Annotated in this window: 16 protein-coding genes and 1 other annotated feature; of the genes, 13 read left to right on the top strand and 3 right to left on the bottom strand. The window is 42.0% G+C overall.

All coding sequences use genetic code 11. The annotated features are described in order from the left end of the window. The first annotated feature begins 46 nt into the window (after window positions 1-46). The gene (locus K7887_RS15645; RefSeq protein WP_223490404.1) at window positions 47-1,015 is read left to right on the top strand and encodes a glycerophosphodiester phosphodiesterase family protein; all 969 of its coding nucleotides are present in this window, start codon (window positions 47-49) and stop codon (window positions 1,013-1,015) included. Between the two features lie 292 nt (window positions 1,016-1,307). On the opposite strand, the gene K7887_RS15640 is transcribed toward K7887_RS15645, so the two are convergent. Next, the gene (locus tag K7887_RS15640) at window positions 1,308-2,585 is read right to left on the bottom strand and encodes a PulJ/GspJ family protein (protein WP_223490403.1); all 1,278 of its coding nucleotides are present in this window, start codon (window positions 2,583-2,585) and stop codon (window positions 1,308-1,310) included. A 71-nt stretch (window positions 2,586-2,656) separates the two neighbouring features. On the opposite strand from K7887_RS15640, the gene K7887_RS15635 reads away from it, so the two are divergent. The 12 genes from K7887_RS15635 (at window position 2,657) to pheA (ending at window position 11,973) form a co-directional block, all read left to right on the top strand. Next, window positions 2,657-3,142, top strand: coding sequence for a prepilin-type N-terminal cleavage/methylation domain-containing protein (locus K7887_RS15635; protein WP_223490402.1), 486 nt, complete (start codon window positions 2,657-2,659; stop codon window positions 3,140-3,142). Between the two features lie 17 nt (window positions 3,143-3,159). Continuing rightward, on the top strand, window positions 3,160-4,119 hold the full coding sequence (locus K7887_RS15630) for a hypothetical protein (RefSeq protein WP_223490401.1): 960 nt from the start codon (window positions 3,160-3,162) through the stop codon (window positions 4,117-4,119). Window positions 4,120-4,221: 102 nt separating this feature from the next. Continuing rightward, window positions 4,222-5,004: a M23 family metallopeptidase gene (locus tag K7887_RS15625; protein WP_223490400.1), complete on the top strand. Its 783-nt coding sequence runs from the start codon at window positions 4,222-4,224 to the stop codon at window positions 5,002-5,004. After that, window positions 4,997-5,866, top strand: a complete 870-nt coding sequence (locus K7887_RS15620) for a M50 family metallopeptidase (RefSeq protein ID WP_223490399.1) — start codon at window positions 4,997-4,999, stop codon at window positions 5,864-5,866. The genes K7887_RS15625 and K7887_RS15620 overlap by 8 nt, the downstream gene beginning before the upstream one ends. A 31-nt stretch (window positions 5,867-5,897) precedes the next feature. Further along, on the top strand, window positions 5,898-7,349 hold the full coding sequence (locus K7887_RS15615; protein WP_223490397.1) for an Rne/Rng family ribonuclease: 1,452 nt from the start codon (window positions 5,898-5,900) through the stop codon (window positions 7,347-7,349). A gap of 58 nt (window positions 7,350-7,407) precedes the next feature. Continuing rightward, window positions 7,408-7,496: a sequence feature (ribosomal protein L21 leader region), on the top strand. A 15-nt stretch (window positions 7,497-7,511) separates the two neighbouring features. Further along, the gene (gene rplU, locus K7887_RS15610; protein ID WP_010195925.1) at window positions 7,512-7,820 is read left to right on the top strand and encodes a 50S ribosomal protein L21; all 309 of its coding nucleotides are present in this window, start codon (window positions 7,512-7,514) and stop codon (window positions 7,818-7,820) included. A 15-nt stretch (window positions 7,821-7,835) separates the two neighbouring features. Continuing rightward, window positions 7,836-8,162 carry a ribosomal-processing cysteine protease Prp gene (locus K7887_RS15605; protein ID WP_223490395.1) on the top strand — a complete coding sequence of 109 codons (327 nt, stop codon included), beginning with the start codon at window positions 7,836-7,838 and terminating at the stop codon, window positions 8,160-8,162. Between the two features lie 12 nt (window positions 8,163-8,174). Further along, window positions 8,175-8,465 (top strand): 50S ribosomal protein L27, encoded by a 291-nt coding sequence (rpmA, locus tag K7887_RS15600; RefSeq protein ID WP_010195927.1) that lies wholly within the window; start codon window positions 8,175-8,177, stop codon window positions 8,463-8,465. 207 nt (window positions 8,466-8,672) lie between these two features. Continuing rightward, on the top strand, window positions 8,673-9,203 hold the full coding sequence (locus tag K7887_RS15595; protein ID WP_223490393.1) for a Spo0B C-terminal domain-containing protein: 531 nt from the start codon (window positions 8,673-8,675) through the stop codon (window positions 9,201-9,203). A 56-nt stretch (window positions 9,204-9,259) separates the two neighbouring features. Next, the gene (gene obgE, locus K7887_RS15590; protein WP_223490391.1) at window positions 9,260-10,543 is read left to right on the top strand and encodes a GTPase ObgE; all 1,284 of its coding nucleotides are present in this window, start codon (window positions 9,260-9,262) and stop codon (window positions 10,541-10,543) included. A gap of 69 nt (window positions 10,544-10,612) precedes the next feature. Then, window positions 10,613-11,056, top strand: coding sequence for an ACT domain-containing protein (locus tag K7887_RS15585; protein WP_010195933.1), 444 nt, complete (start codon window positions 10,613-10,615; stop codon window positions 11,054-11,056). A gap of 56 nt (window positions 11,057-11,112) precedes the next feature. Further along, window positions 11,113-11,973: a prephenate dehydratase gene (gene pheA, locus K7887_RS15580; protein WP_223490389.1), complete on the top strand. Its 861-nt coding sequence runs from the start codon at window positions 11,113-11,115 to the stop codon at window positions 11,971-11,973. Window positions 11,974-12,566: 593 nt separating this feature from the next. Here pheA and K7887_RS15575 read toward each other — a convergent pair. Beyond that, on the bottom strand, window positions 12,567-13,103 hold the full coding sequence (locus K7887_RS15575; protein WP_223490387.1) for a transcription repressor NadR: 537 nt from the start codon (window positions 13,101-13,103) through the stop codon (window positions 12,567-12,569). Window positions 13,104-13,107: 4 nt separating this feature from the next. Further along, on the bottom strand, window positions 13,108-14,250 hold the full coding sequence (locus K7887_RS15570) for an IscS subfamily cysteine desulfurase (RefSeq protein ID WP_223490385.1): 1,143 nt from the start codon (window positions 14,248-14,250) through the stop codon (window positions 13,108-13,110). Window positions 14,251-14,258: the final 8 nt, after the last annotated feature.

Below are 14,258 nucleotides of genomic sequence, written 5' to 3'. Positions count from 1 at the left end.
TCTTTTTTAGGGGCGGCTTTGTTTTGGGAAAAGAGGTCATGATGAAATGAAAAAAATTAAAAAGGCACTCAAATATATTTGCATAGGCATGGTATTATTGGTTGGTTTTATGTTCTTGAATAACACCTCTCTCTTCATGGATAAGGAGAATAGTGAACCTAAACTACTGGCTCATAGGGGTGTTCATCAAACGTTCTCAATGGACGAAATTAAGTGGGATTCATGTACAGCGGAGAGAATTTACGAACCGGAGCATTCTTATATCGAAAACACGGTCTCGTCGATGGAAGAAGCTTTCCGCCTTGGAGCAGATGTGGTGGAGCTAGACGTGCATCCTACAACAGATGGTGAGTTCGCCGTTTTTCATGACTGGACATTAGAGTGTAGAACAGACGGAGAAGGCGTGACCCGTGAACACACGATGGAAGAACTGCGACAATTGGATGTCGGATACGGTTATACTGCAGATGGAGGCAAGACGTATCCATTTAGGGGAAAAGGGGTAGGACTTATTCCGACGCTTGGGGAAGTATTGGAACAATTCCCTGATAAGGAACTTCTGATTCACATAAAGAGCGACGACCCAGAAGAAGGTGTTCTGTTGGCAGATTATTTGAAAAACAATCCTCAAAGCAATATGCAAAGCTTAGCTGTATATGGTGGTGATCAACCTATTTCTAGTTTTAAAGAAGAGATGCCTGATGTAAGGGTGATGTCCAAAGGTACAATCAAAAGCTGCCTAATTCCATATATCGCAATTGGTTGGACCGGTTATGTACCTGAAGCCTGTGAAGAAACTCAACTACATATTCCTGAAAAGATAGGTCCGTTCTTATGGGGATGGTCAGGTAAATTCCAGCAGAGAATGGATAACGTGGATACAAGAGTAATCATTGTAGCTGGTGATGGTGGGTTTTCAGAAGGCTTTGATTCAGAGGAGGATATGGAGCGGGTTCCGGAGAATTTCACGGGGTATATTTGGACGAATCGGATTGAAGTTGTACATGATAAATAAAATAAATTAAGAAAAGCTTGCTCGAAAATAAACTGTACCCTGTGTAGGAGACACTATAAAAAAGTCCACTGCACAGGTTTTTTATGAAAAATAGATAAAAAAGTGTGATTGGTGGAATATAAAAAGATGACCCCTGTTCAGTGGATCATCTTATAAAAGGAGCCTAACTATTTTTTAAAATGTTCTTCACAAGGGGTACAGATTTAAAAAAAGACAGGTCTATTTTGATATATAAAGAGAAAAGACAAACTTGGGAACATCAGATAAGGGTTCAATTAGAAAACACTATGTTTTATTGGTTATTTAAAACGTATATACTACCTTCTGGCTGTCCTTGGCAAGAAGACATAGTATAAATTCTGCTAGTATTTTGCGAAGGGGAGAAGCTAGCTGTACCACGAATACATACTCTACCTCCATGACCTCCACTAAGTTCAATGGGTGATTGAAAAACTGCATCACCAAAAATTTCTAATTGTGTGTTATGTTGAAGTTTTGTTGACCCCTTGATATTATAGTTTCCGTTTATTTCCACAACGGTGTTTCCTTTTATATCAAGTGAATCATTTATGAAAGCATCTTTACCTACGTTTATAACGCTACTATTCTCTAAAGTTACTGGTTTATGAACAGTAAAGTTTCTTCCGATATGCAACTCTGAATTAGTATACATATTTAGTTCTTCGAGAATGGTGACATCTCTTCCTATAGTTAGATTACTATTATTATGTAGCTCAACATTTCTTTCGACATGCATGTTACTCGTAATGTATGCGGAAGTGCCTGTGAAAAGACTAATATTGTTTTTGAAATTTGCATTTTGTCCAACATACAGTTCAGCGGTGTTATCCATTCTATACGATCTTGTGGCAATAAAATCATGGTCAACATTTATTTGGGAAAAGACAGTAGCATCCTTCAATAACATTAAACTGCCATTATTAACTTTTGTAACGGGACAATTTGTCCCCCAAGTTGGCGCGAATGTTGTAGCATTAGTTTTAGTGTTACCTTCATATGTACATCTTCCGGCGGTATCACCTTGATAGTTATCTGGATTATCGTCTATCTCTTCCTCAACATCCTCATCTTCTACAGGCGGTTGGGTAAGCTCAACCGGTTTTAATCTATTAATAACTGTATTCATTTCAAATTTTTGCCCATTCTCGTTATGTAGAGTAAATTGTATAAACAAAGGAGCTAATACATCCACGTTTTCTATGCATTGCCCACTTCTCTCAATAGACTTATTCAAGTTCTCAATGACAACATTGGTAAAATAGTATTTATCTAAAGCAAGTTGATTTGATAATTGATTGTCTAAATATAGTTGATTATTTGTTTCATAACAGAGATTGTAAGAATTATCTTGATGATTTTGCCTCAATTTGCTAATAATAAGATTAGCTTCCTGTCTCAAGTAATTATGGCTATTAACTAGTTCATTTTGCTTAAAGCTTGAAATGAAGACACTTGTTATCAAGCTGATAATCATGGAGCTAATGACAATTGTCGCCAGTAATTCAATCAGTGTAAGGCCATGATCATTGAGTATTCTTTTTGTAGACACATTTTCACCATCTTTTTTGGGTAATTAGTAACATGAATTAAAGTTAGCTGTAGAAAAGTAGGTAGGTAATAATGGAAAATTTCAAAGAAGAAAAAGGATTTACTTTACTGGAGGTTTTATTATCCATTGTTATACTTAGTATTATAATTCTATCATTTTTGAGCTTTTTTTCACAAGCGTTATTGCATTCTGTCCGAGAAGAAGATAATTTAACTAGCATGAATATTGCTGATACTATTTTGTATAGTGTAGATAAAAGTAGTATAATAGACCTATTAGAAGAAAACCCTAACCGTAATTTCTCATGTCTTTCTCCACTCTCAATTAGTTCATACCTCTCTGATGATTTACAAATGCAACCAGATGCATCAGACCCTGAAAAATTAGTTTTTAATATTAATAACAAAGATTATTTTACATATATTGATATTTGCCAAACTGCTAGCGAAGAAACTCTAAATTTATACCGCCTTCATATTCGAATAAGTCAACCGTTGAAAAATGAATCAGAACGATTTATTTATGACACATTTCACTATATTAACAGGAAAGATTAAGAGGAGGGGATTTGTAATTGAAAGAGATATTCAGGAACGAATCAGGATATACACTTCTATTAGCTTTATTACTGATAGTAATTATTGGATTAATTACTCCACCATTAGTCAGCGGCGTCATGAACAGTACCATGCAAAATAAAAAATCAGAAACGATTATTCAATCAGAAAATCTTTTGGATATGGGGAAACATTTTTTTAGAAATGAAATTGCAACTAAAGTTGGAGAGTTAAATGGGGAAACAACGATGAGTCTTAATGAAATACGTAATAGGCTAATATCAATTGAAGAATCCCCACCAATCTTATTACCTGCTGAATCAAGTGATCAATCTTTTCAAGTTGGCTTTAGTTCTATTTCGGAAGAGAAAGGGTACTATCGTATTGAATACACTAGTAGAGCAATAATTGATGGGAAAGTTTACGAAGAAAAAGAAGTTGTCCAGATTAAAAACAATTCAAGTGGTTTAAACCCGAATCCTGAAAATCAAAATCCTGATCCGGAAGTAATACCAGACCCCAATCCTGACCCTGATCCGGAAGATGAAAATCCATCTACTCCTCCAGTTGTTAACGAGGGAGAAAGTTGTTTGTTAAATAAAAAGAAAAATGGAACTATTACTCTAAAAGCAAAAGATCATTGTATTTTAAGAGGCAGCTTTGTAATAAATGAGCATGTAGATATAAAAGCTCAAGCAAAACTAGAAATATATGGTTCAGTTATTTTTAATGGAAATGTAGATCTAAAAGGATCCCATAAAGGCTATTTATTAATTGAAGGGCCTGGTGTTTTTAATAGGTCATTAGATATTGGTGGTAGTAATGAAGTTCGAATAAAAGGGTCTGGGGATTTCCAGCAAAATGTTAGTGTAAAAGGGAACGGTTTGATAGATATTCATGGAAGTGCTAGGTTCATTAAAGAACCTACTATAAGTGGGAATGGTAGTGTAAAAATAAATAATTCCGAATATAGATAGACTTTCTCTTTAAGGGGAGGTCTATTTTCTTTTTTGCCCCGTCATATCCTCCCCGGACAAGTCATAAAATGGTACAAACCTATTTGCGGGAAGGGTGTTTGTATGAATGATCGGATAGAGGAAATAAGAAGAAGGGCCGCAAAGAGAAGACGGCAGCGGCAGAATCAGTTGCCGAAACAGAATAACAAAGGAGCAATGCAACAGCTTGTGAGGGATGAGGAAAAGTATGGGGGTTCTAGTTACACTTCTTATGAAAGGGGACCTGATGGAGGTGGCGGGCATCCGCTGTTCAACAAGGAGCTTTTCCTGTTTAAAATCTTGGCATCGGCGATTCTTGTGCTGGTGGTAGCCATCATGTTCCAAAATCCTACGAGTGCTTTTGAAAAGCCTCGTCAGTTTGTTTCAGAAACAATGGAGCAGAGTTTTCAATTTGCAGCATTCACCTCATGGTATGAGGAGAAATTCGGAAAATCATTGGCGTTATTGCCATTGCCGAAAAACACAGATCAGTCAAACATTAATGCTGATGATTATGTCATCCCGGCTTCTGGACGAGTTTTCGAAAGCTTTGAGGTGAATGGGCAAGGCGTGATGGTGGAAACGCTGGCTCATTCCAATGTAGAGGCCATGAATGGTGGGTTTGTGTCGTTTGTTGGAAACAGGGAGGACACAGGCAAGACGATCATCATCCAGCACCCTGATGATAGCTATACGTGGTATGGGCAGCTTGGAGAAGTAGAAGTGAAGCTTTTTGATTTTATTGAAACAGGCGACGTACTTGGCAAAACGACGGTGCTTGAGGACGGTTCAAAAGGGATGTTTTATTTTGCCATCCAAAAAGATAATGAATTTATCGACCCTATGCAGGTGATCTCATTTGAATAATAAATGGCTAAGGCTTTTACAAAAGATTCATGTACATCCCCTTATGTGGTTTCTCGCCGGGTTGGCCATCCTAACAGCAAATTTCCGGGAGTTGCTTATCTTATTTTTCATTGTCTTTATCCATGAATTGGGCCATGGAGTTGCGGCAACGCATTACAACTGGCGCATCAAACAAGTGTTGTTGCTGCCATTTGGTGGGGTTGCCGAGATGGAGGAGCATGGCAACCGTCCGTTGAAAGAGGAGTTGGTTGTAACGCTTGCCGGTCCGTTGCAGCATGTATGGCTTTCAGCGGGTGCATTCCTTCTTTTCAAGCTTGGCTATCTATCAGCAGGCATGTGGGAAATGTTCTTTACTTTTAACATCATGATTTTCCTTGTGAACCTGTTGCCGATCTGGCCGTTGGATGGCGGGAAAATCATGGGGTTGCTGTTCAGTCGTACGTCCGCTTTTGCTCAGGCGCACGAGCGAACATTGCAAGCTTCCTTTATTTTCTTAGCACTTTTTTTTGCAACCTATCTGGTCATTGACCCGTTACACATCAATATATGGATTATCACCGTTTTCCTGTTTTTTTCCTTATATACAGAGTGGAAGCAGCGGCACTTTGTCGTTATGCGTTTTCTGATGGAGAGGTATTATGGAAAGAATACTACGTTTTCTACGATAACGCCGATTGTGGTGGATGAAAAAGAGAAGATTCATCAGGTGCTTCAGAAATTTAAGCGAGACTGCAAACACAATATCATTGTGATGAAGGGGAAGGACAAACAGCCTCCACTGGATGAAAATGAACTGCTTCATGCTTATTTCAAGGAGAAGTTGACGACAATTGATATAGGAGATATCCTGTATTCATACTAAAAACTTCACTTCGAAAGCTGAGGCTAATTCATTGATAGAGTTAATTATGGATATGAAGGCGACGGAAAAAAGAGTCGCGATAAAAGAGGATGATAAAATTGTCGAGCTCTTGATTGACCGGCCGACAACGCATCCGATAGAAGGGAATATTTATATTGGTCGCGTTGTGAATGTCCTGCCAGGCATGCAAGCCGCTTTTGTTGATTTTGGGCAAAAGAAGCCAGGATATCTTCATCGCGACCATTTATGTTCTTATCAGACCTCCACGCTTCCTAAAGCGGAAAAGGAACAGAAAGGGATTTCCCATTTTGTCCACCAGGGAGAAGCAATTCTTGTGCAGGTTGTGAAGGAGGGCGAGGGGACGAAAGGTGCCAAGTTGACCGGGCTGTTAGAGTTTCCGGGAACCCATATTGTGTACCAACCTTACGGGAAGTACAAAGCCATTTCCAAGAAAATGTCGGATGCCAAAAGGCAGGAATGGCGAAAGCTCCTGCAGGAATGGCTGACTTCGGATGAAGGGGTTATTTTACGAACAGCAAGCGAGCATGTTGCCTCAGATGTGGTAGAGGCGGAGCTGCTTGAATTGCAGCGACAGTTCCTAGAGGTGCAGGAGAAACAGAGCCAGACAGTCAAGGTGCCTTCGCTTGTCCATGAAGAGGATCATTTCTTATCGAAAATAGTACGGGAGATTCCACCGGCTGAAGTGAAACTTGTGGAAGTGGATGATGCGAGGACCTCGCAATTTTTAAAAAAGAAAGGCTATCCTGTTCGCTTTTATCAAGGCAAGGAAGGCATTTTTAAAAGAAGAGGGATGGAGCAGGAGCTTGAGAAAGCTTTGAAGCGGATTGTGTGGCTGCCAAGCGGAGGATACATTATTATTGAACATACCGAAGCGATGACGGTCATTGATGTGAATACCGGTAAATACATAGGCAAGACAGGGTTGCAAGAGACCGTGTTGAAAACCAACCTGGAGGCTGCAGTCGAGATTGCCAGACAGCTGCGACTAAGGCAGATCGGTGGGATCATTATTGTTGACTTCATTGATATGGCCAGTGATGGTGAGCGGGAGCAGGTGTTGCGCAAGGTGAAGGATGCGGCTCGGAAAGATCGCTCCCATGTCAGAGTGATTGGATTTACGGAATTAAATTTGTTGCAGTTAACGCGCAAGAAAGTTCGGGAGCCGTTAACGAAGATGTTGTTGCAGCCGTGTTCGCCGTGCGACGGGAAAGGTGTGGTATTCTCTTTGGATACCGTCACCTTTCAGCTAGAGCGAGAACTGTTGGAGTTTAAAGGAAGCGATGTGGACGCGGTTGTTGTCGAAGCAAGTCCGGAAGTGGTGGACAAACTGATGGGGTTTTCTGATATAATGGAACGAAGTGGTCTTCAGATTTATTTTATAAAAAAAGACGGGATACCACGTTTTGACATACGTTTTGCCGGATCTGTCGAGGATGCGAAAGAAAGGGTAAAAACGCTGTGAAACCTTATTGACATAAGGGTTTGGAATATGCTAAGATGTTCTTTGTTAGTTTGTAGCACCCGTGCTACAACCGCGCAGTCCAGGTTCCGTGAAATATGGGCGTGAATTCGTTACATATACCTGATACTGGCGAGTCTGAGTCTATTGAGGAGGTGCAAGAGAATGTACGCAATTATTGAAACAGGTGGTAAACAAATCAAGGTTGAAGCAGGTCAAACGATCTACATCGAAAAACTTGATGGTGCTGCTGGAGATGTAGTAACTTTCGACAAGGTTCTTTTCGTTGGTGGCGACGATGTTAAAGTTGGTAGCCCACTAGTAGCGGGAGCAACTGTAACGGCTAAAGTTGAAAAACAAGGTCGTGCGAAGAAGCTTACTGTATTCAAGTACAAAGCGAAGAAAAACTACCGTAAAAAACAAGGTCATCGTCAACCTTACACAAAAGTTACTGTTGATGCAATCAACCTGTAATTTAAAGGTGATCGGATGATTAAAGTTACAATTAAACGAGACGATTACAAGCTGATCCAATCGTTTACCATAACTGGACATGCTAACTTTGCCAAAAAGGGTGCAGACATTGTGTGTGCCGGTGTTTCGGCCGTATCTTTCGGTGCGGTGAACGCGGTCATGTCATTATGTCAGGTCACTCCTGATATTGAGCAAGGGGCAGATGGATTTTTAAAATGTTCGGTCCCATCCAACTTGGATGAGTCGACACATGAGAAAGTGCAACTGTTGCTAGAAGGTATGGTTGTGTCTTTAGAGACGATTGAACGTGACTATGGAAATTATATAACCATTTCTAAGTAGGAGGTGGAATACATGTTAAGATTAGATCTTCAGTTCTTTGCTTCCAAAAAGGGAGTAGGTAGTACTAAAAACGGTCGTGACTCTCAGTCCAAGCGTCTTGGCGCTAAGCGTGCAGACGGTCAACAAGTTTCTGGTGGTTCTATTTTATACCGTCAACGCGGTACTAAAATTTACCCAGGAGCAAACGTTGGACGTGGTGGCGACGATACATTGTTCGCGAAGGTTGACGGAATCGTTCGTTTCGAGCGCCTAGGCCGTGACCGCAAACAAGTTAGCGTATATCCTGTTGCTCAAGAAGCATAATTCCAAAGGAACTCTAGCCTATGTTTAGGTTAGAGTTTTTTTAATGCAAGTGATTATAAGCGATTTATATGCAGCGCTTTGAGCCCCCTTCGACATAAAGGTCTAAAATCCTTTAGGGGTCTGACCCCCTTTTCTTCTTTTTTTGTGCTATAATCGACATAGTTAAGAAGGTATTGGAATTAAAGTTGGGACTAGGAGTACGGGATTATGAGAAATAGAGGGACGTTGGATGTGTTGCGTCATTCGAGGCATGATTGGCTTAATCGGATTCAGTTGATTAAGGCGAATTTGTCGCTTGGACGTTTGGAGCGAGTGAATAATTTGATAGAGGAGATTGTGCTTGAAGCCAATCATGAATCCAACTTGACGAATTTACAAGCCCCTGCATTTGCAGAACATCTGATTACTTTCCATTGGGAGCCGAGACTATTTTCGATGGAGTACGAGATAATCGGAGAGCCTGTAAATCTGTCAAAAGCGGATGAGCTATTGTGCAAATGGATTTCTTCTTTGTTTACCGACCTGGAAAAAGCGGTTAACAAAAAAGCAGATAACCATTTGTTTTTAAGTTTGCATATAGAAGAAGCAGAAATTCGTTTCTTTTTTGATATAAATGGAATACTAGAAGATACAAACTTTTTAACGGAGTGGCTGCAAGTACAGCCGGATGGTTTCTCAGTGATTGGACAAGAAATAAGTCCTGAACAGAGTTCTATCCAAGTGTCTTACAAGCTATAAAAAATGAACGCAAAAGGTGTTTTATATACCTTTTGACATATCGGAGTGAATAATCAATGTTTGTCGATCAGGTCAAGATTTATGTAAAAGGTGGCGACGGCGGGAACGGAATGGTTGCCTTTCGTCGTGAAAAATATGTACCGGATGGTGGACCAGCCGGCGGTGATGGCGGAAAAGGAGCGGACGTTATTCTTCAAGTAGAAGAAGGCTTGCGCACACTGATGGATTTCCGTTACAAACGTCACTTTAAAGCGACACGTGGAGAACACGGAATGTCCAAAAACCAGCACGGAAGAAACTCTGAAGCCATGATTGTCAAGGTTCCACCGGGAACTGTTGTCATGGACGACGATACGAAAGAAACATTGGCTGACTTAACTGAGCACGGCCAACAATATGTTGTAGCAAAAGGTGGCCGCGGAGGTCGCGGTAACTCACGTTTTGCAACACCGCGAAACCCGGCTCCGGAAGTTGCGGAGAACGGGGAACCAGGTCAAGAGCGCTATGTTGTGCTTGAGTTGAAAGTGCTTGCGGATGTAGGACTTGTAGGATTCCCAAGTGTAGGGAAATCAACACTTCTTTCCGTTGTTTCTGCAGCAAAACCAAAAATCGCGGAATACCATTTCACGACTATCGTACCTAACCTTGGAGTAGTAGAAACTGAAGACGGCCGCAGCTTTGTCATGGCCGATCTGCCAGGTCTAATTCAAGGTGCGCATGAAGGTGTGGGACTGGGACATCAATTCCTTCGTCACATCGAGCGTACAAGGGTCATCATCCATGTTGTGGATATGGGCGGATTAGAAGGCCGCGATCCTTATGAGGATTACAAGACCATCAACGAAGAGTTGAAAGAATACAACATGCGTCTGACAGAGCGTGCACAACTTGTTGTAGCAAACAAAATGGACATGCCTGATGCCGAGGAAAACCTTGAAGTATTCAAGCAGCAGCTTGGCGATGATGTAAAGGTGTTCCCAATCTCTGCTCTAACTCGCAGCGGTCTTCGTGATCTTTTATATGCAGTGGCAGACGAGCTTGAAACAGCACCAGAATATCCATTGTATGAAGAGGAAGCAATCGAGCAACGTGTTGTTTACACGCATGAGAAAGAAGAACTTCCATTCATGATTTCACGTGATCCAGACGGTGCATTTGTTCTTTCAGGTGAAAAACTTGAAAAACTGTTTATCATGACTAACTTCAACCATGAAGAATCCATCAAGCGTTTTGCGCGTCAACTACGTGGTTTGGGTGTAGATGAGGCATTGCGCGAACGCGGTGCAAGAGACGGCGACATCGTTCGTCTACTGAAATACGAATTCGAATTTGTTGAATAGATTGGCCGGAGGGGATAATTCATTTTATCCTCTCTTCTTTACATATACGAAAAAAAGGAGAGAAATCCGATGTTAGAGGAGAAGTTCTTTTTAGTGCGGGAGGATGTCCTGCCAGAAGCGATGAAAAAGTCGATTGAAGTAAAAGAAATGCTTGCACGCGGGAAAGTGGATTCTATTGCGGAAGCTGTTCAAAAGGTAGACCTCAGCCGCAGTGCCTTTTACAAATATCGCGATACCGTTTTTCCGTTTCACACGATGGTAAAAGAAAAAATCATGACTTTATTTTTTCACCTGGAAGATCAAACAGGAGCGTTATCACAACTTCTTGCAACAGTTGCAACGGTCGGCTGCAACGTGTTGACCATTCACCAGACTATCCCGTTGCAAGGGAAGGCAAACGTGACCCTTTCGCTTGATATGTCTGGGCTAAAAGGGGATATCAACGCTTTACTTTCGATGCTGAAGCGATTAGAATTTGTAGATAAAGTAGAGATCTTAGGGACAGGCGCTTAAGTTTTAGAACAAGTGGAACCCTAAGGAAGCATAGAGGAGATAGGGGAGTAGAGAGCATGACAAGAATTGGATTTTTAGGACCGAAAGCAACTTTTACCGACATGGCGGTAACAAAATTTTTTCCAGAGTCTTTTAAAAAGGCATTTTCTACCATTCCTGAATGCATGGATGCAGTGTTAGAGGGAAAAGTCGACATGGCGGTCGTCCCGCTTGAAAACGCAATTGAGGGGTCAGTAAATGTGACGCTTGATTACCTTATTCACGATTGTCCCTTGCCAATAGTGGGGGAGCTGACCATTCCAATCAGCCAGCATTTATTAGTACATCCTGATCATATAAAAAATGGCGGAGAGCTGGAAGTGATCTATTCCCATTCCCATGCGATCGCCCAATGCCATAAATTTTTACATAAGAAATATCCAAACGCAGTTTATGAAACCACTTCTTCCACTGCAGCTGCCGCAAAACTGATTTCAGACCACAGACTTTCCCAAAAGGCAGCCTGCATTGCAAATTCGCTTGCTGCTAAAGAATATAACTTAAGTGTGTTGCAGGAAAATATCCACGACTATGACAACAATCACACCAAATTTATTATTCTGCATCGTGATGAAACGGTGATGCTACATAACGAGGTTTACGATAATGTTGGTGAAAAGACTACCCTGATGGTGTCGCTTCCCACTGACCAATCCGGTGCCCTTCATCAAGTTTTATCCGTATTTGCATGGAGAAAACTGAACCTGTCGAAAATCGAATCCCGCCCAATGAAAACGGGTTTAGGTAATTATTTTTTCATTATTGATATTAATGAGGAAGTGGAACATCCGTTGATCCCGCCGGCAATTGAGGAGCTTGAGGCATTGGGATGTTCGGTGAAAGTGTTGGGGAGATATAATAGTTATTTGCTGAGGTAGTGTTATGTTGAGGTAACCTGTCCAGGGGTGCAGAAGTAAAGGACATCTTTGGGTGGGTTTTTTGTCTTTTGGGTGAGAAGGGAGTTCTATACGCCCGAAGTGGAGCGGAAGGTTGTTGAAAAGTCTAATAGAAGGGCTCTATACGCCCGAAGCGATGTGGAAGATTGTTGAAAAGTCTAATAGAGGCGTTCTATACGCCCGAAGCGGAGTGGAAGGTTGTTGAAAAGTCTAATAGAAGGGCTCTATACGCCCGAAGCGATGTGGAAGATTGCTGAAAAGTCTAATAGACTTGACTCTAAACTTGACTCTAAGCCCGAAACCGCCTCGTCCTCCGTAAAACGGTAACAGAAAAGCTCTCTCTAAGCCCGAACTCCCCTCGTTCTTCGCCAAACGGTAACAGAGAGGGTGTCTCTAAGCCAGAAAATCTTTCGTCCATCGCCAAACGGTAGCAGAGAGGCCGTCTCTAAGCCCAAATTCACCCCTCCCTTCGCCAAACGGTAACAGAGAGGAGGTCTCAACGCCTGAACCCCCCCCCCGCACTCCTCCAAACGGTAGTAGAGAACTGGTCTCAACAAACTTCCGAAACCACTACCCTACTCCACAACCATCCCAGCTTCTTTCAACGCCGCACATGCTGCATCAAGCTTCTCCTCAGAATCCGCCTCAATCGTATGCAAATGCGTACCATCGGTCAACTGCGACAAGTATGATGCATTAGTTTGCTTTATTTTGCGAATAAAAGCGTCCACCTCCGCGCGGCTGGACACCATGACAGAGGCATGTAAATCGCCATAGACAGGGTGCTCGATCCTTACGTCTTTCACTGTCACGCCGTGATCCACGAGAATATACAGTTCTTCCTTCGTCCGGTGTGGCTCATGGAAGGACACGATGATTCGCTCTTTTTTTACCTGTTCGCCGAACGGCTTCATGTAAACGTAGCCTTGACTTGTTGCAAGAATCGGTTCGTTTTTTGCCTTTAAGAGGGAGATGTCCTGGACGATGACTTGTCTGCTTACATTGGTTCGTCCTGCCAGCTCTCCGCCGGTTAATGGTTTATCTTCGGTTTGCAGCCAGTGCAAAAGGAGGTTTCTGCGTTCTTCTCCTAGTACTTTCTTTTCTTGCGTCATAAGTTTAGCCGCTCCTTTTCATCCATTCTTCTATAATTTCCTTTAGAGCCTCTACAGCAAGGTCAAGATCTCTGAGGGTGGTGTGTTTTCCAAATGATATGCGAATGAATTCTCGTGCTTCATCCGGTGTTTTTCCGGTGGCAATCATTGTCCTGGAAGGGGATTGGGATCCCATTTGACAGGCGCTTCCTGTAGAAATAGCAATACCTTTTCGGTTGCATTCCAGCATCACGTGCTGTCCTTCGACACCGGATAGTCTCAAGCCGAGAATATGTGGCAGTCCCTGAACCTGTTCTCCTTCCACTTCAATTGGAAGCCAAGATTGCTGAATCAGTCTCAGAAAATGGATGCGCATCGTTTCAAACTTTTCTTTTATATCATGCATGGAGGACTCCATTTGTTGGGCAGCAGTCAGGAAAGAAGCGATTCCTGGGACATCTACTGTACCGGGACGCATGCCTTTTTCGTGACTTGCTCCTTCATAAATGGATTTCCAATTTGCTTTTGGGTCGATATATAGCGCTCCGACACCCTTTGGTCCATAAATTTTATGGGAGGATATTGAAAGGCTTGTAAGGTGGAGCTTCTCCACGTCTATTGGTATTTTACCAAATGTCTGGACACAATCGCTATGAAAGTGGATATTTTTCTCCTTTAGGAGTGCGCCTATCGCTTCAAGCGGCTGCAAGATTCCCGTTTCGGAATTGGCATGGTGGATGGATACAAGACAAGTGTCCTCCCGTAATGCTGCTTTTAATTGTGAAAGTGCAATGATTCCATTGGAGTCCACGGGCAACCAGGTGACCTCATAGCCTTCTTTCTCTAATGTCTTGCATAGTGTATGAATGGACGCATGCTCTGTTGCGGTTGTGATGATGTGTTTTCCTGTATGTCCGCATCCTTTCAAAAGTGTGCGTATGGCCAGTAAGTTTGCTTCACTTCCGCCGCTTGTAAAAAAAATTCCTTCCTTTTTTCCTGAAATAATCCGTGCAAGCTCGCCACGGCAGGTTTCTAACAAATCAGATGCTGTGGTGCCGGTGTCGTGTAAACTGCTGCTGTTTCCATAATAATTGCGTGCCACATGCTGGTAGGCCTCCAAGGCTTCATTGCTCATTGGGGTAGTAGCTGCGTAATCGAGATATATCATGTTTGAAT

The organism is Sutcliffiella horikoshii (genome assembly GCF_019931755.1).
Classification (GTDB): domain Bacteria; phylum Bacillota; class Bacilli; order Bacillales; family Bacillaceae_I; genus Sutcliffiella_A; species Sutcliffiella_A horikoshii_E.
Note: the sequence above shows the minus strand (reverse complement) of the source record. Positions and strands in the feature narration are given on the sequence as shown.

What these genes read in the sequence shown, in the direction of transcription:
- K7887_RS15645 (WP_223490404.1), top strand. Translation starts at nt 47, where the DNA reads ATGAAAAAAATTAAAAAGGCACTCAAATATATTTGCATAGGCATGGTA.
- K7887_RS15635 (WP_223490402.1), top strand. Translation starts at nt 2,657, where the DNA reads ATGGAAAATTTCAAAGAAGAAAAAGGATTTACTTTACTGGAGGTTTTA.
- K7887_RS15625 (WP_223490400.1), top strand. Translation starts at nt 4,222, where the DNA reads ATGAATGATCGGATAGAGGAAATAAGAAGAAGGGCCGCAAAGAGAAGA.
- rplU (WP_010195925.1), top strand. Translation starts at nt 7,512, where the DNA reads ATGTACGCAATTATTGAAACAGGTGGTAAACAAATCAAGGTTGAAGCA.
- K7887_RS15605 (WP_223490395.1), top strand. Translation starts at nt 7,836, where the DNA reads ATGATTAAAGTTACAATTAAACGAGACGATTACAAGCTGATCCAATCG.
- rpmA (WP_010195927.1), top strand. Translation starts at nt 8,175, where the DNA reads ATGTTAAGATTAGATCTTCAGTTCTTTGCTTCCAAAAAGGGAGTAGGT.
- K7887_RS15595 (WP_223490393.1), top strand. Translation starts at nt 8,673, where the DNA reads ATGAGAAATAGAGGGACGTTGGATGTGTTGCGTCATTCGAGGCATGAT.
- obgE (WP_223490391.1), top strand. Translation starts at nt 9,260, where the DNA reads ATGTTTGTCGATCAGGTCAAGATTTATGTAAAAGGTGGCGACGGCGGG.
- K7887_RS15585 (WP_010195933.1), top strand. Translation starts at nt 10,613, where the DNA reads ATGTTAGAGGAGAAGTTCTTTTTAGTGCGGGAGGATGTCCTGCCAGAA.
- pheA (WP_223490389.1), top strand. Translation starts at nt 11,113, where the DNA reads ATGACAAGAATTGGATTTTTAGGACCGAAAGCAACTTTTACCGACATG.
- K7887_RS15575 (WP_223490387.1), bottom strand. Translation starts at nt 13,103, where the DNA reads ATGACGCAAGAAAAGAAAGTACTAGGAGAAGAACGCAGAAACCTCCTT.
- K7887_RS15570 (WP_223490385.1), bottom strand. Translation starts at nt 14,250, where the DNA reads ATGATATATCTCGATTACGCAGCTACTACCCCAATGAGCAATGAAGCC.